The 22,076-nt window shown below is 70.1% G+C and carries 28 protein-coding genes; 13 read left to right on the top strand and 15 right to left on the bottom strand.

Going from position 1 to position 22,076, the window contains the following annotated elements; translation table 11 throughout:
• Positions 1-35: 35 nt before the first annotated feature.
• Positions 36-1,253 (top strand): hypothetical protein, encoded by a 1,218-nt coding sequence (locus AB0I69_RS42840; RefSeq protein WP_363101230.1) that lies wholly within the window; start codon positions 36-38, stop codon positions 1,251-1,253.
• 32 nt (positions 1,254-1,285) lie between these two features.
• Here the strand turns inward: AB0I69_RS42840 and AB0I69_RS42835 are convergent, their stop codons facing one another.
• Positions 1,286-1,666 (bottom strand): hypothetical protein, encoded by a 381-nt coding sequence (locus AB0I69_RS42835; protein WP_363101229.1) that lies wholly within the window; start codon positions 1,664-1,666, stop codon positions 1,286-1,288.
• 318 nt (positions 1,667-1,984) lie between these two features.
• Between AB0I69_RS42835 and AB0I69_RS42830 the strand changes: the two genes are divergently transcribed.
• From AB0I69_RS42830 to uppS, 5 genes are read left to right on the top strand one after another with little or no spacing between them, the layout of a single operon-like run.
• Positions 1,985-2,494: a hypothetical protein gene (locus AB0I69_RS42830; RefSeq protein ID WP_363101228.1), complete on the top strand. Its 510-nt coding sequence runs from the start codon at positions 1,985-1,987 to the stop codon at positions 2,492-2,494.
• A gap of 27 nt (positions 2,495-2,521) precedes the next feature.
• Positions 2,522-3,055 (top strand): hypothetical protein, encoded by a 534-nt coding sequence (locus AB0I69_RS42825; RefSeq protein WP_363101227.1) that lies wholly within the window; start codon positions 2,522-2,524, stop codon positions 3,053-3,055.
• A 34-nt stretch (positions 3,056-3,089) separates the two neighbouring features.
• Entirely contained in the window at positions 3,090-4,346 is a 1,257-nt protein-coding gene (locus tag AB0I69_RS42820) for an MAB_1171c family putative transporter (protein ID WP_363101226.1), read from the top strand.
• A complete protein-coding gene (locus AB0I69_RS42815) occupies positions 4,343-4,957 on the top strand; it encodes a hypothetical protein (RefSeq protein ID WP_363101225.1) in 615 nt (204 codons plus the stop codon). Before AB0I69_RS42820 ends, AB0I69_RS42815 begins: the two co-directional genes overlap by 4 nt.
• A 34-nt stretch (positions 4,958-4,991) precedes the next feature.
• Positions 4,992-5,699, top strand: coding sequence for a polyprenyl diphosphate synthase (uppS, locus tag AB0I69_RS42810; RefSeq protein ID WP_363101224.1), 708 nt, complete (start codon positions 4,992-4,994; stop codon positions 5,697-5,699).
• A gap of 74 nt (positions 5,700-5,773) precedes the next feature.
• Here uppS and AB0I69_RS42805 read toward each other — a convergent pair whose 3' ends face one another.
• The 14 genes from AB0I69_RS42805 to AB0I69_RS42740 form a co-directional block, all read right to left on the bottom strand.
• A complete protein-coding gene (locus tag AB0I69_RS42805) occupies positions 5,774-6,772 on the bottom strand; it encodes a DUF6884 domain-containing protein (protein WP_363101223.1) in 999 nt (332 codons plus the stop codon).
• Positions 6,773-6,883: 111 nt separating this feature from the next.
• The gene (locus AB0I69_RS42800) at positions 6,884-7,651 is read right to left on the bottom strand and encodes a hypothetical protein (protein ID WP_363101222.1); all 768 of its coding nucleotides are present in this window, start codon (positions 7,649-7,651) and stop codon (positions 6,884-6,886) included.
• Positions 7,652-7,747: 96 nt separating this feature from the next.
• Positions 7,748-8,725 (bottom strand): hypothetical protein, encoded by a 978-nt coding sequence (locus AB0I69_RS42795; RefSeq protein ID WP_363101221.1) that lies wholly within the window; start codon positions 8,723-8,725, stop codon positions 7,748-7,750.
• Between the two features lie 135 nt (positions 8,726-8,860).
• On the bottom strand, positions 8,861-9,667 hold the full coding sequence (locus AB0I69_RS42790; protein ID WP_363101220.1) for a hypothetical protein: 807 nt from the start codon (positions 9,665-9,667) through the stop codon (positions 8,861-8,863).
• Between the two features lie 151 nt (positions 9,668-9,818).
• Positions 9,819-10,925: a hypothetical protein gene (locus AB0I69_RS42785; protein WP_363101219.1), complete on the bottom strand. Its 1,107-nt coding sequence runs from the start codon at positions 10,923-10,925 to the stop codon at positions 9,819-9,821.
• Positions 10,926-10,976: 51 nt separating this feature from the next.
• Entirely contained in the window at positions 10,977-11,276 is a 300-nt protein-coding gene (locus AB0I69_RS42780; protein WP_363101218.1) for a hypothetical protein, read from the bottom strand.
• Positions 11,277-11,278: 2 nt separating this feature from the next.
• The gene (locus tag AB0I69_RS42775) at positions 11,279-11,890 is read right to left on the bottom strand and encodes a hypothetical protein (RefSeq protein WP_363101217.1); all 612 of its coding nucleotides are present in this window, start codon (positions 11,888-11,890) and stop codon (positions 11,279-11,281) included.
• Between the two features lie 130 nt (positions 11,891-12,020).
• Positions 12,021-12,890: a hypothetical protein gene (locus tag AB0I69_RS42770; protein ID WP_363101216.1), complete on the bottom strand. Its 870-nt coding sequence runs from the start codon at positions 12,888-12,890 to the stop codon at positions 12,021-12,023.
• A gap of 89 nt (positions 12,891-12,979) precedes the next feature.
• Positions 12,980-13,810 (bottom strand): hypothetical protein, encoded by an 831-nt coding sequence (locus tag AB0I69_RS42765; RefSeq protein ID WP_363101215.1) that lies wholly within the window; start codon positions 13,808-13,810, stop codon positions 12,980-12,982.
• Positions 13,811-13,895: 85 nt separating this feature from the next.
• The gene (locus AB0I69_RS42760; RefSeq protein ID WP_363101214.1) at positions 13,896-14,693 is read right to left on the bottom strand and encodes a hypothetical protein; all 798 of its coding nucleotides are present in this window, start codon (positions 14,691-14,693) and stop codon (positions 13,896-13,898) included.
• Between the two features lie 88 nt (positions 14,694-14,781).
• Positions 14,782-15,378, bottom strand: a complete 597-nt coding sequence (locus AB0I69_RS42755; RefSeq protein WP_363101213.1) for a hypothetical protein — start codon at positions 15,376-15,378, stop codon at positions 14,782-14,784.
• Between the two features lie 178 nt (positions 15,379-15,556).
• Complete coding sequence (locus tag AB0I69_RS42750) at positions 15,557-15,703, bottom strand: hypothetical protein (RefSeq protein WP_363101212.1); 147 nt, start codon at positions 15,701-15,703, stop codon at positions 15,557-15,559.
• 96 nt (positions 15,704-15,799) lie between these two features.
• On the bottom strand, positions 15,800-16,300 hold the full coding sequence (locus AB0I69_RS42745) for a hypothetical protein (RefSeq protein WP_363101211.1): 501 nt from the start codon (positions 16,298-16,300) through the stop codon (positions 15,800-15,802).
• Positions 16,301-16,481: 181 nt separating this feature from the next.
• Entirely contained in the window at positions 16,482-17,279 is a 798-nt protein-coding gene (locus tag AB0I69_RS42740) for a hypothetical protein (RefSeq protein ID WP_363101210.1), read from the bottom strand.
• A 216-nt stretch (positions 17,280-17,495) separates the two neighbouring features.
• Here AB0I69_RS42740 and AB0I69_RS42735 point away from each other — a divergent pair, with 216 nt between their 5' ends.
• The 7 genes from AB0I69_RS42735 (at position 17,496) to AB0I69_RS42705 (ending at position 22,063) form a co-directional block, all read left to right on the top strand.
• Positions 17,496-18,170: a hypothetical protein gene (locus AB0I69_RS42735; RefSeq protein ID WP_363101209.1), complete on the top strand. Its 675-nt coding sequence runs from the start codon at positions 17,496-17,498 to the stop codon at positions 18,168-18,170.
• A gap of 66 nt (positions 18,171-18,236) precedes the next feature.
• Positions 18,237-18,488, top strand: a complete 252-nt coding sequence (locus AB0I69_RS42730; RefSeq protein WP_363101208.1) for a hypothetical protein — start codon at positions 18,237-18,239, stop codon at positions 18,486-18,488.
• A 71-nt stretch (positions 18,489-18,559) separates the two neighbouring features.
• Positions 18,560-19,531, top strand: coding sequence for a hypothetical protein (locus AB0I69_RS42725; RefSeq protein ID WP_363101207.1), 972 nt, complete (start codon positions 18,560-18,562; stop codon positions 19,529-19,531).
• 77 nt (positions 19,532-19,608) lie between these two features.
• A complete protein-coding gene (locus AB0I69_RS42720) occupies positions 19,609-19,989 on the top strand; it encodes a hypothetical protein (RefSeq protein ID WP_363101206.1) in 381 nt (126 codons plus the stop codon).
• Between the two features lie 94 nt (positions 19,990-20,083).
• On the top strand, positions 20,084-20,590 hold the full coding sequence (locus AB0I69_RS42715; RefSeq protein ID WP_363101205.1) for a hypothetical protein: 507 nt from the start codon (positions 20,084-20,086) through the stop codon (positions 20,588-20,590).
• A gap of 67 nt (positions 20,591-20,657) precedes the next feature.
• A complete protein-coding gene (locus tag AB0I69_RS42710) occupies positions 20,658-21,296 on the top strand; it encodes a hypothetical protein (RefSeq protein ID WP_363101204.1) in 639 nt (212 codons plus the stop codon).
• Positions 21,297-21,328: 32 nt separating this feature from the next.
• Positions 21,329-22,063, top strand: a complete 735-nt coding sequence (locus AB0I69_RS42705) for a hypothetical protein (RefSeq protein WP_363101203.1) — start codon at positions 21,329-21,331, stop codon at positions 22,061-22,063.
• The last annotated feature ends 13 nt before the right edge of the window (positions 22,064-22,076 follow it).

Below are 22,076 nucleotides of genomic sequence, written 5' to 3'. Positions count from 1 at the left end.
TTGACCCGGCCCTGACAAAGGGTCTGTCCGAGCAGATGAAGCGGCTGCTCCTGGAGGGCGACGTCGCCGGCCGCTACGCCGGGTACAACGACTCGGACGCGGGCTACCGCATCACCATGGCGCTCGCGGTCGCCGTGTCCCAGCCCGGCCGCCGCTGGGCCCCCGCAGACTTCCACCGGGCCTTGATCTACACCCCGACGGCCGCCGGCGAGTGGGCGCGGCTGCTGCGGGCCCGCAAGGGTTCGGAGTACGCCGAGGGCAAGCTCACCGGGATGCTGCTCAAGGCCCGCGAGTACGTGGCTGACCGGCCCGCGATCTCCTGCCGCCACAGCGCGTGGGAGGCCGTCAACGAGGTGCGCGAGGCGGTCGATCGGCTCGTGTGGCCCTGCCGCGGCGGCAAGGACACGGACCTCAAGAACCTGACCGTACGGCTGCGGTTGTGCGAGGAGTCGGGCGGGCTGGACCACAGTGTGTCTGTGCGGCGGCTGGCCGAGGAGATGGGTTGCGCGAAGGGCACTGCGGCTGACAGCAACAGGCGTATCGAGGCGGCTGGGTGGCTCAGGCTGGAGTCGTCGGGGAGCGGTACGGACAAGGCTTCTCGGTGGCGGCTGCGCCTTCCTGACTGGGTGAAAGGCGAGTGTGCAGGACCGGTACACCCCCCATCCCCAGCTACCAGGGGGGGCAGGAGCCCTGTACCAGTCGTGCACACAGACACCAAGAGCCTCAGCCAGCTCATCGGTCACGACGCCTTCCACCGCTACGGCCACGGCACCACCGGCGCTCGCCTGCTGACGCTCCTCGACGAGTCGGACGGACTCACCGCGAAGCAGCTTCGAGAGGCCTCCGGGTTCCACCGCACGACCGTCGTACGACGTCTGGACCTCCTGCTCGCGGACAACCTCGTCGTCGAGCAGGAGGGTCTGTTCTACCTGGCTCCGCAACTCTCCGGTGAACTTGGTGTCACAGCCGACGAGAAGGTACTGGAAGCGGCTGCGGACCACCGCGGGACAAGAGGGGCCGGACGCCGGCGTCAGGAGCGGCACCGCCGGGAGCGGACGCTCTACCGGGCATGGAGGCTGCTGATGAGGAGTGTGAAGGCGCTGGCCCGGGGACTGACCAACGCGGGTCCGCTCGTGCCGGTCGACGCGGTCGACCGGACCACCGGGGAGATCCTTGATCCTGCCTGGAACGGATGGGATGTGACCGATCCTGACCGGCCGGTGCCTCTTCCGGAGTGGGCGGTGGCGGCGTAGCGGCGAGGTGTTCCCCAGGGGAACACCTGGGATCACACGCGGCGGATGGCGGCCCAGGTCTGGTGTGTGGTGCCGGTGATGTGGGTGCCGTAGTCGTCGGCGATCGTCTTCACGATGTTGAGACCAGCGCTGGTCTCGCTCGGTTGAACGGGCAGTGCCTCGTCGTGCTCCACGGAGATGAACACGTGCTCGGCGTCCATCCAGATCTCGCAGAGCATGTCGGCGCCGAACGTGCGCAGATAGGCGACGGCCACCAGCTCGGAGAGGCAGTTCTCAATGCGGCGCACGGTCCTCTCGGCATCGTTGCCAGTGCCGACCATGAGCCCGAGCACGCTCCGGGCTACCTTCCGGGCCTGGACCGAGGCTGATCCGTTGGAGGACACGGTGAAACGGCTGCGGCGGGTGATGGCCAAGCCCACAGGGAACGGAGCACGCGCCGAGAGCCGTGCTGAGATGGCGACAGACCTCTCATGAGGCCCATCGAGAGGGCGGATTGGCAATGGGGTTCCCCTCAGCGCACGGTGCGAGAAAGGTTCCCCCGTTCCCGCCGGATGAGACTGTGAGCAAGCTGTGACCGGCTGCCGCCGGAACGTGAAGCTCCGATGCCCCATCAAAGTCTGTGAACGCTCACGCGTCAAACGATTGTTGTGTCAGAAACCTGTGAACCAACGATCGTTGGATACCCGGTAGGGTGCTCTCGTCGCCACCTCGCCAAGAAAGATCCACCACCTGTGACCTCAGCCAAGCCCAAGGCGCCCTCCTTCGCCGAGGTGCTGAACCTCCTCTTCGAGGCCAGCGCGCGCGCAGACCCTGACAGACCAGGGAAGTTCATCGAGTACACCAACAAGGAGATCGCCGACGAGATCAACCGTCGTCACGGCGATGGGACTATCACCACTGAGTACATCCGCAAGCTCCGCCAGCCCAACGGCCCCAAGCCGACCCTGCCTTATGCGTCGGTGCTTGCTGATGTCTTCCAGGTGGATCTCGACGTCTTCAACGCTCTTGGCGGCGATGCGTCCAACAAGTTGGTCAGGGAAGCACAACGTCGGGTCCGGTCCAGGCGTCGAACTCGGCATGCGGACGATCAGGACTCGGAAGAAGTGGCGGTGCTCGCGCGGACCGCACGGCGTTTGGCACCCGCTGCCATGGCCAAGGCAGTGAGGTACGTCAGGACGCTCTCCGAACTCCAGGACATGGAGGACGAGAACGAGTCCACCGTTTCGACCGATACTGACTGACTATCCCCCACAAGGTGTTTCACTCCGGTGATCAAGCCCCCTCAGGACCGAGAAGTCCGGCGCGCCCTCGAAGAGTTTTCCGCCCCCAACCCCCTCACAGTTGAGTCGCTGTTCGCCGTCATCGTTCGGGACTATCACCGTCCACTGGACCTGTTGCGTGGAGAGTGCCCGCTCCCCGGCCTGCACGCCAACGCCCTCTGGCTCACTCGCCCCCACCTGCCGAGCGATGCCATCTGGCTCGACAGCGCGCTCACCGGCTCGGCGGAAGTGCACAGCCTGGCTCACGAGTACGGGCACATCCTGCTTGGACATCAGCCGGTGATCCTGCCCACCGACCCCGAGCCCGAGCCCGAGTACGAGTTGCTCAGCGCCGACTTCCTCGGTGGCTGCCTCCTCGGGCGAGCCCGTTCCCAGGACGGCCCCAGCGATCCGCTGTACCAGCGGTACGAGACCCAAGCGGAGGACTTCGCGTATCTCCTCCGCCGCAAGGCCGCTGATCAGGCCAGGGATACCCGCTACCAGGCCGACCCTCTGCTCGACCGGCTGCACCGCAGCCTCTAACTCACCCTGCCGCTACTGAACTTCGGAGTCGTGCGTGCCCGCTGACGATGTCATAGACCTGCTCACTACCGTGCCCCTGTGGCTGGTGGTCGCACTCCGGCTCCGTGCCCGGCCCAAGACCCCAGGACAGTGGGCGCTGCTCGGCACCTTCACCGCGCTCTCGGCCGGCGCGACCCTGCGTCTGACCGTGATCGAGCACGCCCTGGCTCGCCTGACCGGCTTCCACGACGCGGCGATCCTGCCCAAGCACCTGGTCGTCATGCTCGCCAGCATGCTCGTGCTCGGATGGGTCCACTCCGTCGTCCCGCCCCGAGAGCCTGAGCCGGCCTGGTACCGCTGGATAGGCCTCAAGTCCCGAATGATCATCTTCGTCGTGACGGGCACTGCCGCATCCGTGGCATTCCCCCACGCCGCCCAGTCCATCACCGCACCGGACGGATCGACCGACTTCGCCACACCGCAGTACGGCAACGTCGCCGGAACGATCCACCTGACGATGTACTTGGTGACCATCGGCGTCGCCCAGACGATGTCTACTGTCCTGTGCCTGACGGCGGCCCGCCGCACCACCAGCAGACTCCTGCGCTACTGCATGGGCCTCATGGGCGCAGGCAGCGCCGTGGGCGTCCTCTACCCCATCTACCGGCTCAGCTACCTCGCCTGTGGACTGCTGGGATGGAAGTACCCGCTCGACGAAGCCCAGTTCCACCGCGGCGGCAGCCTGATGCAACTGGTCTGCATCCTCCTCGTCCTCGTCGGCAGCTCCGTCCGCGGAGCAGACATGGTCATGCAGTCGATTCGCTACCGGCGAGGTCTGATCCGCATCCGCCCTCTCTGGGAGGAGATGGCGTCGATCCTCCCCCCGGACGCGGTCCGGAAGTACTTCCGCGAAGGCACCTCCGCGACCGACGACCGCCGCAACCTCGGCAACCTGTACGGACGTCTCGACAACCGAGTGGTAGCGATATCCGATGCCGCGTTCGAACTACTGCCCTGGATCGATGACGACCTGCCGCGCCGAGCCCTCGCGGCTGCACACTCCGCTGGCCTTCACGGCGCGGACTGCCGAGCTGCCCGCGAAGCCATCTGCCTGCGCGTAGCCCGCAACAAGGCCGTCGAAGGAGAGCCGACCGCCGAGCGCCCCGCGATCTCCCTGCTATCCCTCCACAACGACCTTCAGGCCAACGCCTTTTGGCTGGCCCGGGTCACCGACTACTACACCGACCCCCGCATGGCCGAAGCCCTCAAGGCCTTCACCAGCCCGACGGCATTCCAGGAAGTCGCCGTATGACCAGCACCGCCGCCGCCCCCACCCGCGAGGAAAACCGTGCCGCCCGGCTCATCACCGACCGGGCGGAACCCCGGAACGTCATTATCCTGGTGAGCCTCGGCATCGGCCTCGCCCAGGACAACCCGATCACCGGGCTGCTGTGGGCGATCGAGGCCATCGTGTTCGCCGCCGCGATCCCCATGACGTACATCAAGAAGGGCATGCGCAGCGGCAAGTGGGCCGACCGCCACGTCGGGCAAGTCCAGCGCCGCAAGCTCCTGATACCCGTCATCATGGCGTCGGTCGGCGTCGGCATCGGGGGCATGCTCGTCTTCGACGCCCCCGACGACATGCTCGCCCTGGTCGTCGCGATGCTCGCCACCCTGGCGGTCCTCCTGGTCCCCACCGCCGTGTGGAAGTGGAAGATCTCGGTTCACACCGCGGTGGCCGGCGGCGCCCTGGCGATGCTCGCCCTCACCTGGGGCCCGCTCGTCTGGATCGCCTACCCCCTCGTCGCCGTGATCGCCTGGTCCCGTATCTCCCTCCGTGACCACACCCTCGCCCAGACCGTTGCTGGTGCCATCGCCGGCACCAGCACCGCAGGCGTCGTCTTCTCTCTCCTGAGCGCATGACGTAAGCCGATCAGGACACGTACACAACCCAGCCATGACGATCTCCACTGCCCCTGCCCCGCGTGCACCGGCCCGCCACATCGCCTTCATCGCTGACGGCAACCGACGGTGGGCTCGCGCGCGGGGCATGAGCACGGAGAGCGGCTTCCGGCACGGGGCACTGACGGTCCACCAGGTGCTCGGCCACTGCCGCGAACTCGGCCTCGAAGCCGCCAGTGTGTTCCTCATGTCGAGTCGGAACTTCCAGCGTGAAGCGGAGGAAGTCGTCGTCCTGGTCGACGTCATCGCCGAGTTGCTGCGCACCGTCGCCGACGAGTCGAGCGGTCCGGTACGCGTCCTGCACAACGGTGCCCTCCGTGGCTACGCGACCCCGCAACTGCTGGAGGCGATCGAGTACGCCGAGGCGACTACGGCGCAGCGGGTCGGGATGGCTGTCTGCCTCGGGATCGGCTACGACGGTCACGACGAGATCCGGCGGGCTGCCCACCAGGCGGCCACATGCCCTGAGTACAACCCGGCCGTCACACTGCCGATCGAGCGGTACCTGACCACGGCCGGCCTGCCCAACCCGGACCTGATCGTCCGCACCTCCGGCGAGCGCCGTCTGTCCGGCTTCCTGCTCTGGCAGTGCACGGACAGCACCTTGCACTTTGACGACCGGTGGTGGCCCGACTACTCCCGGACCGCCCTCGACGAAGCCCTGGCCGTGCACGCGGCACAGCGCCGGACCTTCGGCCGATGAGCCGAACGCGCCCGCCCAACGGCGGGCGCGGGCCGGGTAGTTCGGCGCATCGGGAGGGTGTTCCGGGGCCGCAGTCAGCGGGTGGAGGGGGTGGCGTGGAGGGAGGCAGCTTCCTTCCACCAGGCGTCGCGAACCGCGGCATCCTCGCGAGCCTGCTTGCACAGGCCGCGGTGCTCCCCCATACCTCCGGCGAGCGGTGTGAGCAGATGCGGGACGGACGGGAGCAGGAGCGCGGCGTACTCCTGGCCGCCGAGGAATATGACGTCCGCGTCGTCCAGGCCGAACCGCGCGGTGTCCTTGGCCATCCGGTCTGCCGTCACGGCCCGCTCGTCGCCGATCGTGACGTCGTACGGGTGGAGCGGGCGGTCAAGATCCACAAGGCCGTGGAGCGCCGAGAAGATCCAGATCAGCGACCGGTCGGTGAGGGCGTCGGCCGCGCGGCGCAGGGATCGGTGGTACTGCCCAACGTAGAGTTCGCCGGCGGGGTAGCCCGCGTTCGCGTTGCCGAACTCGTTCACGCCCGGGTCCGGAGCCTTCTCGTGGCCGCACGCGATGATGACGACCCGGCGCCGTCGTACGTCGATGTTGCCGCGCTGCCGAGCATACTTGCGCCCGGCCGGAGTCAGGTAGAGCGAGCGCTCGTAGGTCGCGAACGTCTGCGGCTCGCGGTCGTGCGGCTCGGGCCGGATCTCGGCGTACCCCGCCCGGTGAACGGCGCGCAGCGTCGGGCCGCGGAACCAGGGCTCTCCGGCCCAGTACACCTTGCTGTCGTCGCGTCCGGCGACGAGCTGGTCGGGGCGCCGCGCGGCCGTGAGGACCGCTTCGTGCGGCTTGGCGGGCAGTTTCGGCAGCACACCGACGGAGGTGTTGACAGGGCTGTCGCCGTATTTCTGCCGCCACTTGGCCAGGGCCGCCCACCCGGCCTCGGTCATCCAGTGCGTACCGCTGTCGCCGTCGTGCGCAACGACCAAGGTGTCCGCCACCAGCCGGGCCATGGCGGCGGGATGGCCGGAGACGACGCCGTTGTCGTTGGCGTGGAGGATCTTCGCGCCCGTGGGGCTGAGCAGGGCCATGGGTGTCTTCCTTCCGGCCCGGCCGGAGCATCCGGCCGGGCGTGAACGGGGTTAGGCAGTAAGGGAGTTGCGCGTCCTAGGGCCAGGTGCGGCGGACGGCACGGCGCGCGATCACGGCCGCCGGTACCGGTTGCACTCGTCGTCGTGGCGCCTGCCGTGGCCCTCCTGGGCGTAGCAGTCGCAGTGACGGGAGACCGGGGAGGTCAGGAAGTCGGCGATGAACTCCGCGGCGGCGGCGGAGTCCTCGGCGCAGTCGACGAACCCGCCGTCGCCCGCGATGTACACGGGGTCTCCGAGCGCTTCTCTCTCTTCGTTGTGCAGGAAGACGCTCCAGCCGATGTGCGCAGCGGGGACGTGCCGGAGGGAACCGTCTCGGTCGGCGATGATCAGGTGGGCGTACGCGTCATAGGGCAACGGCAGCGCGACGCTGACAATGTCGCTGTGGGTGCCGTAGTCGACGGACATCCCGGTCTCCGCGGTGATGCCGTACTCGGCGAGCGCCGCAATGAGCAGATCGCCGGCCGTGAGCCGGGGACCGGCGAACCACTCAGCGACGGCACGGGCGCACCGGGCGGCCTCTTCGTCGAACGGGCGAGCAACGGGCGTGGCATAGACGGTGGCGATCTTGTCGTAGTCCGGAAGACCGTCGGGCTCCCACGCAGTGGCTTCGAACGATGCGCCGTCGGGCGCGGTGACTCTGTCGGCGCCGGACCAGTTGACCATGATGTGCTGCCCGCTCATCAGCGCGTCGTCCTCGCTGATGGTGGCCGGGTGCGCGATGAGCATGCTCTCGTCGTAGTCCCAGAAGGCGCCCACGCCAGCGTCGATGAGCTGGGCGATGACGGTGAGGGCGCCGAAGGGTATCGGAGCGGTGGGCATGATGAGCCTTTCGATGTGGTGGAGCAGGGAGGGAACCGGGGTTCCGCACCTCCCCGCCCGTGCCGGAGCGCGGGCGGGCAGTGCGGCGCTCCGGGGCTACTTCGGGGAGACCAGGGCGGCGTACGCGGCGACGAGCGCGGCACAGAACGCGGAGTCCTCGGCGACCGACGAGCCGGCCGGGGCGGGGTCGAGCGTGGTCACGTAGTCGCCTTCGGCGTCGTAGACCGACGCGCTCCAGACGTCGTCATGCAGGGACGCGACACGGTCCGCCTGCTCCCCCGAGTTGATCCGCAGGTGCGTGCCCTGATAGACGTCGTCCTCCGCCGTGCTCGGGTCCAGCGGGACCGCGAGCCACGTGAACCCGCCCTCGCCGTCGTCGTACGCGGGGAATCCGTACGCCTCCAGAGCGGCCCGCAGCACGTCCCCCTCGGTGTGCGGGGGCGCCATGTCGGTGGGCACCAGCTCCAGCACCATCGCGGGCGTGGCGACGAACAGCCGGTCGTCGGTGTCGCGCAGCACCCACCCGTTCTCGGACTTGAACCATGCCGCGATCAGGGACCGCGCGCGGCTCTTGCTGACCATGTGGGTGTCGATCAGTTCCATGGGCTTGCCCGGCTCGCGCCGCCACAGACGGGTTACGGCGTACCCGGGGGCAACGACGTTGCGCACACCGGTGGCCAGCTCGGCGACGATGGCACGGCCGCCGGCGTCCTCCTTGGCCGCCTTGCGCCGGAACCACGCGCGTTCCAGTCCGGCGGACTCGTACGCGACCTGGGCGGCTGCGCCGTGTGCGCGCGCTATGGCCATCTCGTCGGCGAGCCGGCTGAACTCCTCGGTGTTCTTCCGGACCTCGGCCGAGGTCTGCGGGTAGAGCGCGCTCAGCTCGTCGCGCTCGGCTGCCTCACGCCGTACGCCGTCGGCCTTGGTGCGCAGCTTGTTCATGGTGGTGCGCGTGACCGCGCGTTCGAGGGTGGCGAGATCGAGCGCTTCACGGATGCGCCGCTTCTCGGCCACCCGCTGGGCGTCTCTGCGGGGTCTGGTGGACAGTGCGGCGAGGATGCCGGGCGTGGTCATGGCGGTGTCCTTCTGGTCTGCGGAGCGCGGGAGCCGACTCGCTCGTGTCGGCCAAAGAGGGGTTCCGTACACCCGGCCAATGCCGAGGCGGGGTGTACGGCCGCCGCCATGGGACGGGCGGCGGCCGTACGGGGGTCAGAGCGCGCGGGCGGCGCGGAGCTGGTTGTCGACGGAGCCGGTGACGATGACGTTCACGGCGCCGGACCGTCCGCCGTAGTGGAGCTCCACCTTGACCACGTCGTCCACGCAGAGGGACGTGGTGCACTTCCCGCCGAGCCGGGGCCAGTTGTAGGTGTCGATGGGCCGCAGACCGGGGGCCGCCGCCTTCATCTGCTGCGCGAGGCCTCCGTACACCGGCTGCTGCCGCCGCTTGTCGCGGTTCTCGGCCTGGACCGCGCGGAGGACGGTCACGGCCTGGTCGGCGGTGAGGCCGTTCAGGCGTAGCCACGATTCGGCTCCGGGGCCGCCGGGCGGGTCACCGGCGCCGCGTGGGAGCGGGCGGGTGTGGTGGCGCCCGGTGCCCCCGCCGGGCACCTTCCACGTGGTGGTGGCCGTGCCGAACTCCCAGTGGGTGGCCAACTCGTGCCCCAGGGCGGCGCGCAGCTTGGCGACGTGCAGCCGCGAGGTGCTGCGGGCGTTGTGGGCGGGGATGTGATCCCGGGTGATCAGGTCGGCGAGGGCGCTGCCGTACGCGGCGGCGGTCTGCACCTTGGGAGTGGTCGCCCTCTCCTGTCGAGTGCCGTCGGGCAGCAGTCCGGCGGTGAAGAGGTGCCCGTTCTCGGCGCCGAGGACGGCGACGTCGTGCCCGTGGTGGGAGCGGACGGTCCCCTCAATGCGCCCGTTGTGGGCGGGGAACGTCATCCACCCGGTGCCGAGGACCGTACGGGCGGCGTCCAGGACGGCCGCGGCCGTGAACGGCAGGGTGGTCGTGGGAGAGGACATGGCTGTCCCCTTTCTGGTTGTTTCGGAGCGTTCGTTGTGCGGCTCGCTCGTGCCGTCCAACAAGGAAAACTGTACACCAAGCCAATGAATGGGAGTAGGGGGAGGGTCCGGAATTCTCCCTCCGGACCCTCCCGACCGCCCCGCACCGGTGCTACTCGGCCGGCGGGAACGCCGTCCATGCGCCGGGCCAACCCCGGTCGCCCTCGACGCGCCACCCGGCCGCACGCAACACCTCGGGCACGCGCGCCGTTTGATCCGCCGACGGACTTCCGATGCCGTCGATGTGGATACCCGGCACCCGCAGGTCCGACGGGTCGGCCGCGCTCACCATGAACCCGTCCGCCTCGCACATGACTGCCCCTTCGCCGATCGGCTCGCCGTATCGCACGGGCGTGAGCCCCGCCTCGATCAGCAGCGTGATCGCCGTGGTCACCTCCGGGCCCCGCTGCCACTCCGCGTCGGGGAAGTAACCGACCGCCGGAGCAGCGGACTTGGGTACCCAGTGCACCGAGTAGGTATCGGGCCGGTCCTCCCCCGCGCCCGGGTACGGCGTCTCATACCCGACCAACCGGCCTTCCGCCGTGAATCTGTCACCGCGCCGCAGCGCGTTCGCGACGTCGACCAGGGCGTCGATGCGTTTGTGCCGCACGGGCGTGGTGTGCTTCACCACCTTGTGGACCTCCCGGCGCAGCCACGTCAGTCCATCGCCAAGGACTGCGTCCGCCCCCTCCAGGAAGTCCCACAGCTTCTGATGGGTGACGATGCGCGCCTCGGTGACTGTGTGCCGGCGTTCGCGCTCCATCGTCTCGGCCACGGCTTCCTCCTCGGTGTTCGCCGTCGCGATGTGCGCACGTGTCCACAGGTCCATGACCAGCCACGGGGCGGTGACGGGGATGTCGGAGGGGACGGGAGCGAAGCGGGGTCCGCTGGTGTCGTGTGGCTTGTCGGCCACGACTACGTCCATTCGGCCGGGCACGTTCGTCACGGCGTACCCGTTGCGGGTGAGTACTTCGAGGATCTGGGCCTTGTACTTCTCACGGCCGAGGGCGGGCCCGTGTGTCCACACCGGCCGGGTCGGCGTGCCGCCGTGCCAGCGGACGAACATGCGGCGCGGCTCGCGGGCGTCGAGCGATTCGACGCGGAACCCCTCGTACACCACCCCGGGGATGTACTCGGGGAAGGAGCGGGCGAGCAGGGTCGTCACCCGGGCGGCCAAGCTGACGGAGGGCAGAACGGGACGGGGGGCGGTGTTGGGCATGGTTAGGCCTGCTTTCGCGGGAAGAGTTCGGTGAGTCTGAAGGTCGGGGCGTCAGCCATCGGAGGGGGACAGCTCCGGCATGCCGGCGGGGAACATCTCCAGGTACGCCATGCGCACTTCCTGCTCCGTCGTCACCTGCGCGTCGGTGAGCCGGACGCCCCCGTCCCCGGCCATCTCGCGGGCGAGCAGGAAGCGGCCGTGCAGCCACCACAGACGACTGCCCGGCGGCCACGGCTTGACGTGCCAGACCTCTTTCCACGGCTCGCCCGCCTCGATCAGGGCGTTCACGTACTCGCCGAACTCCCGGAACAGCTTGTCGCCGAAGTTCCCTCGCTCCTTGATGTTCGACACGGCTACGCCTCCGCCGGGGACGCGGCGAACACGAACACGTGGAGGCACGTCACGAACGAGGGCAAGGCCTCCTGCCAGGGGCCGAAGTCACTCGGCCGCTGGTACCGGACGTAGACGCGTCCTGCGGCCTTGTCGTACGACACCTGGGTGCGCGAGTGCTCGGCGACGATCATCGTCAGCACGTCCGTCATGGCCGAACCGCTGATGACGCCGGGGACGTCGTACGCGCCATCCTCGTCGTGTCGGGCCACCAGCTCGCGAAGGGGCACGAGCCCCGCGCCCTGGTGGTCGAGCACGTACTGGGCGACGTCACAGACCGGCGGCAGGGCAAGAATGCGCCACCCCGGCAGGATGTCCCCCGGTACGGCGGGCACGAATCGCTGCCCCACGTCCCAGCGCGTGACGGCTGCGTGCAGCAACCCGCGTACCTCCTCGTCGGTCAGGTAGCCGCTTCCGTCGTTCGGCTTCGGCCTCCACTCCCCGGCGGTACGGACCCACACGTCCCCGGTGGCGGGCCACTCGTAGTGGTCGCCGTCGGCGAAGTGCAGCGGAACGGCCGGCGGGGGGAACAGGGCCGACCGGGCGGGCGGCGCGGACAGGGTGGCAACGGACACGGTTGTTCTCCTGGTCAGGTTCGGTACGGCGGGGCACGGTGCGCCCTGCTCCCGGTCGCGACGGGCGCGGCCGAGGGGAGGGAACAGCGGGCGGGGGTCGGGGCGACGGGTGCCGCCCCGACCGGCGGGGCTACTGGGCGACAGGCCGCAGGATGCGTATGCGGCGCCACCACTTGTGGCGGCTCGGCGCGAAGTCGTAACCGGCCTGGCGGAGCGTGTAGTCGAATGCCCCCGGGTGGTGGACGGCGTGGCCGTCGAACTGGAACAGCAAGCCGCCAAGGTGCGCGTCCGGCGCGGAGCCCTCGGGCATGTGGTCGGGCAGAGCAGGCACCATGTGCACGTCCCAACCCCTGTTGCGTTCCTTGTCCTGAAGGAGACGGCGGACCGTGTGGGCCATAGCCCATTCCTCGCGCCGCTCCACCGGGGGACGCACCACCATGTGGTGGGCGGTGTGCCAGTCCCTACGCCCCCGGCCGTCGTCCTCGTGAACGGTCTCGATGTCGAACCCGGCGGCACGAAGTGCGGGTGATGCCACGTCGCTCAGCGAGAGCTGTCGGCAGTTGTAGCCACCCACGACGTCGACCTTCACCGCGTCGGACTCCAGAAGGGACAGGTCGAACCAGGCGTAGCCGGGGCGGCCGTCGCGCTCCAGGACGTGACGCGTCTCCTTCACCAGGGGGTGCAACTCGCAGGCAGGGGCGCGGAACACGTTGCCGTCCCAGGTGTCTTCGATGCGCTCCCACCCCTCGGCGGTCACCACGTCGAGCGCGGTTCGGTTCATGGTCTGCCACTCGTCGAGAGCGCCCGCACGGAACTGCGCTCCGGCAGGGGCGGTCGTGTGCCCGTCCACCACTGGGGAGACCTGCACCGTGCCGTCGTGCTGCTCGGTGACCCGGTAGCCGCGGGAGTCCTCGGACAGTTCCCCGTCGATGACGCGAAGGGATGCGGCGGACAGGATCTGACGGGCGAGTTCGGCGGTCGACGTCTGCTGACTGGACACGGAAGGCCTCCGGGAAGGTACGGGCAGGGAAGGGGAAGAGCAGGGGGAACCGGCGGGCCGGGACGGAGTGCGCCCCGGCCGGCGGGCGGTCAGATGCGGTACTGGGCTTTGGTGACGGCGCGGCGGCGCTCCTCGTCGGGGCCGAGCGGGATGTACCGCACCGGCGCGGCCGTACCGTCCTCGGCGATCCGCCGGACCGCGACGGCCCCGTACGGGTCGCCGTCCATGTGCGGGAACTCGACCTCGAACAGGTACGTCGCGCTCCCGATGCGGCGGGCCCACTCCCACCGGCCACCGACCGGCATCGGCTGACGCATCCCGATGACGAACAGCCCGTAGGCGCGCGCCGCTTCCACCAGGGCTCGCCGCGTCTCGTACAGCGCCGAGTACGGGATGGCGCGCCGCACGGCGGTCAGGAACTCGGTCATGGCCTTGTCCAGGGCGCGCCCGTTGTCCGAGCCCCCGATGGCGGTTCCCAGCTCTCGCAGCGCATCCAGCCCGCGCAGGAAGGCGCGATTCCAGGCCTGCCGCTCCGGCGAGGCCACCCACGCACGGAGTTCGATCGGGTCATCGACACGCACGCCGTAGCGGCTGCCGCACTGGGAGGTGAGCAGCACGAGGGCCTTCACGGCGGGGTGTTCCATCGTGGCGCCGTCCGGCTCGTGCAGGAACCGAGACACAGTGCGCTCCACGTCCGCCAGCAGCGCCCATTCCTCGGCGTCCTCGGCGAGCGACACGGCCTGTATCGCGACGTGAAGGATGCGGTCGGCCTGGTCGTCCATCTCGTTCACGGGGAGGGCGCACAGGGCCGCGTCGACCGCGCGCAGCGTCTCGGGGGTGGCGTGGCGCTCGATGTCGCGTACGGCGGACTGCCCGGCGGTGATCAGGGGGTACAGGGCGGCGCGGACGGCGGTGCTCATGGGCGAGTCCTCCAAAGGGCTCACGAAGGGGGAACGGAGTACGGGGGCCGGCGGGGCGCACGGACGGCACGCCCCGCCGGGCGGATCACAGGGAGCTGACGAAGCGGTCGATCACCTTGCGGCGCGTGCGGGCGGTGAGCGTGAACGACCGAACAACCTCGTACGAGCCGGGGATGCGGACCTCCACGCGACCGTGCGGGTATTCCGGCTGGTGCCATCCGACGCCCAGCAGCTCGAACCGGTAGGTGGTGCCGCCGAGGCGTCGCGTCCATCCGGCTGTACCGCCGTTCTCGAACGGCATACGGGGCCCCATGGGGAACAGCCCGTAGACGCGCGCGGCCTCCTTGGCGAGGTTGGACGCGCCCAGCACGGCGTTGGCGGCGACGGCCGTCCGCATGAGTGCGGCGAACTCTCCGGCCGTGCGCACCATCAGGGCGTCAGCGGGCCGGGCATCGGTACGGCGCAGCATGATGGCGACTAGGCGCGCGCCCGCTTCGGCCGCGCGGGACCACGGGTCAAGCGGGTGGTCCTCCATGTCGGCCCTGTGGTCGTGGCACACGGCCAGGAGGCGAAGGACGTCCGCCATCGCGACCGTTGCGTACGCGGGTGTCCAGCTCGGCAACGTCCGGGTCAGGTCGGTCACCGCATCGTTCATGTGGCCGATGCGGGGGAAGAGGTGGCTTTCCTCGGCGAACTCGACCGACTTGAGCACCCGCTGATGACCGTCTTCAAGGTTCCAGTGGAACGATTCCGTGGGGAGCGCCTGCACGGCCAGGTGGAGCGCGCCGAGGGTCGACGGTTCCGGGTTCTGCCGTACGGCGCGTACAGCGGCCCTGAGTGCCAGCAGCGATGTGCGGGAGTCGACGGCAACGGCGGTGGTCATGACGGAGTCCTCCGGGGGCACGGAACGAGGAAGAGGGGATGCGGGCCGGCGGGGGCGCACGAGAACGGAACGCCCCCGCCGGGCGGAGTCACGACAGGTCGATGACGGTGAGCGGCGCGAAGGCGTGGAGCAGCACGGAGTACGAGAGGAGCGCGACCATCTCGGGCTCGGTCGGCAGGTCCGCCGGGACGTAGGCGAGCGTCACCCCGGGGACGCGGAGGTACACCGTCCCCGTCTCGGTCATGGAGGTCTCGAAGACGTCGCTGCACGCGGGCACGGACTTGGCGGTGAACGCGAACTGAGCGGGACCCCACAGGCCAGGCTCGGCGGCCGGAACGCCCTGGAGACTCACGGGCTTCTCGACACCGGTCGAGCAGAACAGGTACGGGCGGCCTGCCTCGTACGGGCTCTCACCGTCGGCCACCGGACGCCCGGGAAGGGGCGCGTCGTCGGGGACGTTCGCCGGGGAGAACAGCGGTACTCCACCCTGCGCTTCCAGGAACTCCGGGTTCACGAACAGCTCACGGACACTCGCGTCCGTGGCGCCCAGCGATGGCCCGCACTTCACGCACGTCCAACGCCCGGAGGCCAGCCGCTCCAGGGTGCAGGCGCGGTGCGAGACGCGGTCACCGGTCGCGAAGGTGGAGGGAACGAGGGGAAGCACGGACGGGGGAAGAACAGACACGGCGGTACTCCAAGCGAGGAAGGGCGGGACGGGCGGGCGCATGGTGGCCCGGGAGATGCGCTTACGGCGCGCCCTCAATCCGGCCGCGACGGACAGTGCGGCGCGGCCGGAGATGGGGGAACGGCGGAGCGTGGAGACCGGGGCCGGCTGAGTGCAAGCCCCGGTTCCGCGTATCGGGCTAGCTCGCCGCGATGACGACGAGCAGGCCGTGCGCGAGGATCGCCAGAGCGATGGCCACGAGGCCGAGCGCTATGGCCCCCGCCGCCCGAGTCAGGTCCTTCTGCTTGGGCGTGGGGATGCCGTACTCCGTGGCTTCCTTGGACATGGGTGACCTCCAGGGGTCATAGGTGGATTGGGGGCACCGTCGGCCCCCGCACCGCTCCGCGACATGGCGCCGCGGAACGATGCGGAGTCGGCGGGCCTACTTCCGGAAGAAGCCACGGCACGCGACGGTGAACTGACGCCCGTGGTGAAGGAACGGCTGGTCGCACCCGCCGCACAGCGGGTTCTGCGGGGTGTCCGGACGCGGCTCAACGTCGAACTTGTTGCAGCACGTCGCGTTGGGGTTCCCGTGCTCGCTCTCCCACTGGCCGCACTCACCACAGATCGGCGTACGGGGCGTGGGCATGGGGCGGCACTCGAACGTGGCGTGGTCGTACATCCCGGCGGCGTACGTGAACGCCACCATGCGGGACAGATCATCGAACGCCAGGGCACCCGAGCAACGGATGGCGTCGATCAAGAGGGCACGCAGGAACGCGCCGGACACCACCCGGGTAAGGGGCACGTTGGGAACGCGGTTCCACTCAGGGACGAACGCAGTCTTCGAGTACGCGGCGAACATCACCTCGGCCGGACTGGTGAGCGGGCGGAACATGGCGGTGCGGTGGTCGGTGCGGCCGTCATCGCGGGCAGCAGACACAGAGACTCCCTGGAAGAGGCAGAGGGAAGGAAAACGCGCCGGGGCGGCATCACCCGCGAGACGGGGTGCAGCACCCTGACCAGCGCAAAGGGGTGTTCGTGGAACCGGTGAGACCGTCCTACGCGTGCGCGCGGGGGCCGGCCTGGGCGCGCCGAGGGTGGCGGCGCGCCCAGGACCGGGGTCAGCGGGCGATGCGGGCCCGGACGGTGCGGCTGAAGCGGGTGAGCCGGTAGGTGATGCGGTGGAGTCGGGCGCGCCATCCGAAGGTGCGGACGTAGACGCGGGCCCGGTGGCGGAGGGGAAGCCGCTCGTAGAGGTCCAGGTCGATGCAGGCGAGTTCGTCGATGATCTCGTTGGCGACGCGGCGCGGTGAGGCGTCGGCGGGGGCGAAGACGCTGGGGAACTCGTACCAACCGTCACAGGAGGTGTGGTCACGCATGGCCTGGTGCCACCCGTCCGACATGCGGAAGACGTAGAACTCCTCGCCGCCCCGGATCAGCGTGAGGCCGTAGCCCTGGCACATGACCATGCCGGTGTAGGCGTCCAGGTATCCGGCCTGAATCAGGTGGGCCTCTATGGCGCGCAGGGTGGCCCGCTCGGGGCTGTTGCTGGCGTAGAAGTCTGCGGCCATGCGCTCCCCCTTGACCCATCCGTCGGTGTCCTGGTGCCGGTAGCGGCCGGTGTGGGTGAGGTCGAGCACCTTGTCCGCGTCGAACTCGTCGGTGTCGCGGTCCTCGGCGAAGTCGACGGTCCACACGGTGGTGCGCCCGTTGCGGAACAGCGTCTCGTCGGCGTAGGGCTCCAGTTCGGAGACCCGTACGGACTCCACGCGCCCGTCTGCGGTCTGGCTGACGCTGATGAACAGCGACTCGTCGTCCTGCTCGGGGGTGTCGCTGGGCTTGTCCATGGTGACGGACATGAGTGTCCCCTTCTGGTCGGGTTCGGAGCGTTTGTTGTCCGGCTCGCTCGTGCCGTCCAACGAGTTGAACTGTACACCATGCCAATGGTGAGGCGTCAACACTCCATCTGAAACCCGCTCCTTACTGGCCTTTGTAGGGGTGACGCCCCCTCGTTTCTTGTGTTGGTTGTCAGTTGTACTCGTGGTCATGTACTGTGGTGCTCACACCGACCGAGAGGGCGACGCCGGAACGAGCAACCGGCGCGCTCCACGCTCCGGAATCAAGGGGAGACCCCCATGCCCACGCGCACCGCAGCCCCCGCGCTGCCCGAAGCCGTGACCGTCATCGTCTGCGTCGCCTGCGGCACGCACCCGTTCACCGCCGGACCAGACGGCAAGTTCCATTGCCCGTGCGGGAGTTCAATCGCCCCCGGCGACGTCGACCTTGACGGCCAGACCGTGTGGGCGGTCACCCCCGCCGGCCTCCTGGCACAACTGCCCGCCCCCGCCGCCGCGTGGGAGCGGTACGTGGAGGCGCGCACCGTGATGGAGGACCCGGGCCAGTGGGGGCCGTCCCTCGACGCCGCGCACCGCGCATTCCGGGAAGCGCTCGCCGAGTTGGAGGCCTCGCGCGCCCTCGGTCTGCCGCTCCCCGCGTCCGGTGACGTGCAGATCGGCCGCGTCTACCTGGCGTGCGTGCTGAACGCAGACGGCACGCTCAGCGGCTCCAACGCCTTCGCCCTCGGGTGGGACTGTGAAGCGTGCTCGCCCCGGTCCACTGACCCCCACTTCCAGAAGCGCTACCCGTGCCGGAACCCGCGCGGTCACGCCTGGGGGCAGGTCGCCGACTGGGAGCAGAACGTCAACGGTCGGGACCACGAACGGTTCGTCGTGTTGTCTCCGCTCGCTCCGGATCTCGTCACCGCGCGCCGGAAGGCCGCCGAGATGCGCGCGGCCCGCGTCGCCGCGTAGCCGCTCCCCCACCCCGGGGCGCGGCACCCGCCGCCGCGCCCCGCCCCTTCCCGAACGGAGACCGCCGTGTCCTTCCTGCGCGCCCTCATCACCCGCACCCGCGCCGCCGCCGTACTCGCCGGACTCCTCGCGCTGCTGTTCCTCGCCGGGGCCGCGACCGTCAGCGCCGTCCGTGCCGACGCAACGCCCCACCCCGCCACCACGGTCACCGTCACGGTCGGCGACGGCAACGGGGACGGCCGGATAGACGAGGACGAGCCCGGGTGGGACTGCCGAACGATGGGGAACCGCGTGTGCGGCACGGACACCCGCCACTGACCGCCCCGCCCGGGGCGAACCGCCGCGCCCCGGGCCCCACTCCTTCCCACCCCACACCCGGAGAGACCGCCGTGCCCGAACTGCACCCTCGTACCCACCTGTTCGCCCTGTCGACGTTCGCCCGCGCCCGTGCGCTGCACCCGGACACCCCGGAGGCGGAGCGTTCCGCGCTCCTGGAGCTGGCGTTCGAGGCAGGGGAGACCGGCCACCACTGCTACCCCGGGGGACTGTGGGACCGCTCGAACCTCAAGGTGGTGTGCATCCTCGGCGACTTCGAGCGCGATGCGGACGCCGCCCGACTCCCCCGGTTCGACCTGTCCGACCCCGCCGCGTTCCTCCTGGACGCCGCCGTGACCGAGCTGCGCAACATGTACGCCGATCGCCCCGGGCGCGTGGCCGAAGTCCAGTTCACCGCGCACCCCTTCGGCTCCCGCATCGAGTGGGGCAACATCACGCACGCCCTGACCCGGTACAACGACGGCACGGAGCGGGACAACATCAGCTACCCGTGCATCCGGCTGGACTACTTCCTGAACGATCTGGCCGACCTGCGCCGACCGGCGACCGGCGACACCCTGACGTTGCGCGTCGCCCCGGGGCCGTCCGCGCTCCCTGTGGCGAACGACGACTTTGACCTTCTCGGCTGGTTCGGACTTGGCGACGAAGTACCCGCCCTCATCGAGCTGGAGTCCGCGCCGGACCCGGAGCCGGAGCGCGCGCCGGAGCCCGTGAAGTCCCTGGGCCGGCTGTCGACCCCCGCCCTCGACGACGCGACGGGTTGGGTGTGGTGGCACGTCGACCGTAAGTACGTCGCAGGCACCGTGACGCGGCTGCACTTCATCAACAACGGCGGCCGGTCCAAGCTCACCGTCCGCGTCCTCGACGGCACGCACAAGGGCATGGCGCCCACGATCAACCGGCACATCACCGATGACCTGATCACGGACGCGCACGCGTACGCCAAGGCCACGTACGGTGCCCGTCGCCTCTGGCCGACGCACTTCTGCCTGGAGCGCCCCGCGCTCGTCCCCGCCGCCTCCTAACCCCGCACAACCCCGGGGCGCGGCACCCGCGCCCCGCTCCCTCCCTTCGCTTCCCGCACACCCTGAAAGGCACTCCCATGTCCGGTGTCCGCGTTGAGACCGTCCCCATCCCCCTGCCCAACATCAGCGTTCAGCGCCCCTCCCGAGTCGGCAGTGAGCTGTGGCGCGTCACCCTGAGCCGCTTCATGTTCGGGCGCGGCAAGACCCTCAAGGCCGCGAAGGCCGAACTGGCTCGGCAGATCGTCTTGGCCACCGAGACGGTGAACGTCGAGCCCGCGTTCGCCCGCGACGACGACGGCTCCCTGATCGTCGCCATCGACCGCCCGTGGGGCGTTGAGGAGTACCGCATCACGGACGACGGATACAAGAACGTCGGCACCTACGACCGGGACACCCGCACGCCTGCTGAATGGCTGGCCGCCACCCCCCACTACACCCCGGTCCTGCCCCGCCGCTGAGCACGACAGCTCGCCCGGGGTCACCACGGCGACCCCGGGCCGCAAGCCCCCGCCGCCTGGCACTCTCCCCGCACTGTCCCGAGAGGAACGACCGATGACCACCACCCCCGTCACCGTCCCCACTTACGCCGACGGCACCCGGCTGAGCATTCAGCTCTTCACCGTGGAGGGCAGTGGCTGCGGCCCGTACGTCGCCCTGCCGCTCTCATCCGCGTGGACGCCGTACAGCGCCCACCTGTTCACCCGGGCCACGGCCGAGATGATCGTGCGGAACCTGGAGAACGACGGACGCGGGATCTTCGGCACGTTCGCTGATGACGGCACGCTCACGTTGACGTGGACCGAGGACTACGACGGCGAAGGCGGCACCCAGAAGGTCACGCCCGACGCGCACGGCCGGTACGAGATCGGCGGACTGTGGGGGTGGGACGACTGGGGCTATCACGTTCCCCACACCGAGTGGCAGGCCGCACTTGTCCAAGGCGCGGCCGAGTACCGGCAGGCCGACGCTTCCGCGTCCCTGCCGCTCCCGCTGAACGCCTTGTACTCCTGGGGCCGCGAGGAAGCGCACCGCGTGACGCTCGGACTCGAACGCTCCTGACCCCGCCCGCTGCGCCCCGGTGACCGACAGCCGGCCCGGGGCGCGCCCTGCCCGAGAGGAACCGCTCATGACCACCGTCATCGCCCCCCAGGTGGACGCGCCGCACCCGATCGGCCGCCCCCTCGACGCGATCGGTACGGCGTACGCGCTGAGCAACGCAGACCGCGAGGGCGCCGCGGTACCGGTATCCGGCGCGCTGCTCCGCTCCGTGCTCGCGTCCGCGTTCCACTCCCGGGGCGCCGCCGCCCTGGAGCCGGACGGCACCGTGCGCTTCACGTTCGGGCAGAGCGCGGGCATGGTGCCTGGTGTCCTCGGCCCGGTGTTCGTCGCCGAGCCCTGCGAGCGTCCGCCGCTCACTCCGTGCTGCGCCTGGTGCGGGCACTGGAAGGGCGAGCACGACGACCCCGGGGCGCCGACGGCATGCACCCGCTACCGGCTGTCCATCGGGCCGCGCCGCTTCAAGGCGCCCGAGCACGATGCCGTGACGTACGCGTGGGTGCGCCGCATGGGCCGCTCCCGTCTCGTGTTCGAGATCAGCACGCCGAGCGAACTGTTCCCCGGGGGAACACTCGTCGTGCACAGGTACCGGGCGCCGGGTGACGGCCCGTACGACTTCACCGCGCACTCCTGGCCGATCCCGCCCGAGGAGCGTGCCGCCGTGCTGGAGCGGGCCCGCGCGCGCGTCCACCCCCGGCCCTGCTCCTGACCGCCACTCCCCTCCCTGGAAGGAACCTCCCGATGCCTGGCCTGATCCTCCTTGCCGACCGCGAGACGATCGAGCACATGACGCCACACGGCCCGGTGCGCTTCCGGAAGTACGGCCGCGATGCGAGGCGGGGGTTCGTCCGCGCGGCCGTCCCCGCCCGGCAGGCGTCCGCCGACGGCATGGGGCGAGTGGCGCTGGCGACGCTGCGCCCGGCCGCGTACTCGTACGCCGCAGCGTGGCTGTCCGCCGTTGCCGAGAACGCGCCGGAGCGCGGCGACCACCACAACCCGAGCGCTGCGCCCGGGTCGGTGCGGCTCGTCTCCCTCATGACGCGGACTCACGCCAACGGGATACCCCGGCAGTCGGACGGGTCGGTGGGGTGGAGCGTGCCCGGAGCGTCCGCCCGTGTGTGGCCGGACGGGCGGGTGGAGGTGACGCGGGCCGGCCTGGTGACGCTGTCCGTACGGCTGGAGGGTTCGGGGTGGGACATACATCGCGTGGCCGCCGTGGCGGACGCCGGTCTGCGGCTGCTGTGCGACCCGGAAGCGGCACACCTGACCCGTACGTCGGAGCCGTCCGGCTGGCACCGCCCGCTGGACCGGGGCTACTCGGGTGGCGGGCGGGAGCGTAACGGCGGGCAGATGTACGACGGGGCGTCGGTGGCCGCGTGCTCGTGCGGGTGGCGGGTGACCGTGCCGTCCCGGCTCGGGGCCCGGGGCGCGGCGGCTGACCACCTGCGGAAAGTCGGTGTGAGCGTTCCCTGTTGAGCGCGCCTTGCAG

The sequence above is a fragment of the Streptomyces sp. NPDC050508 genome, from assembly GCF_040655155.1.
Lineage (GTDB): Bacteria > Actinomycetota > Actinomycetes > Streptomycetales > Streptomycetaceae > Streptomyces.
Note: the sequence above shows the minus strand (reverse complement) of the source record. Positions and strands in the feature narration are given on the sequence as shown.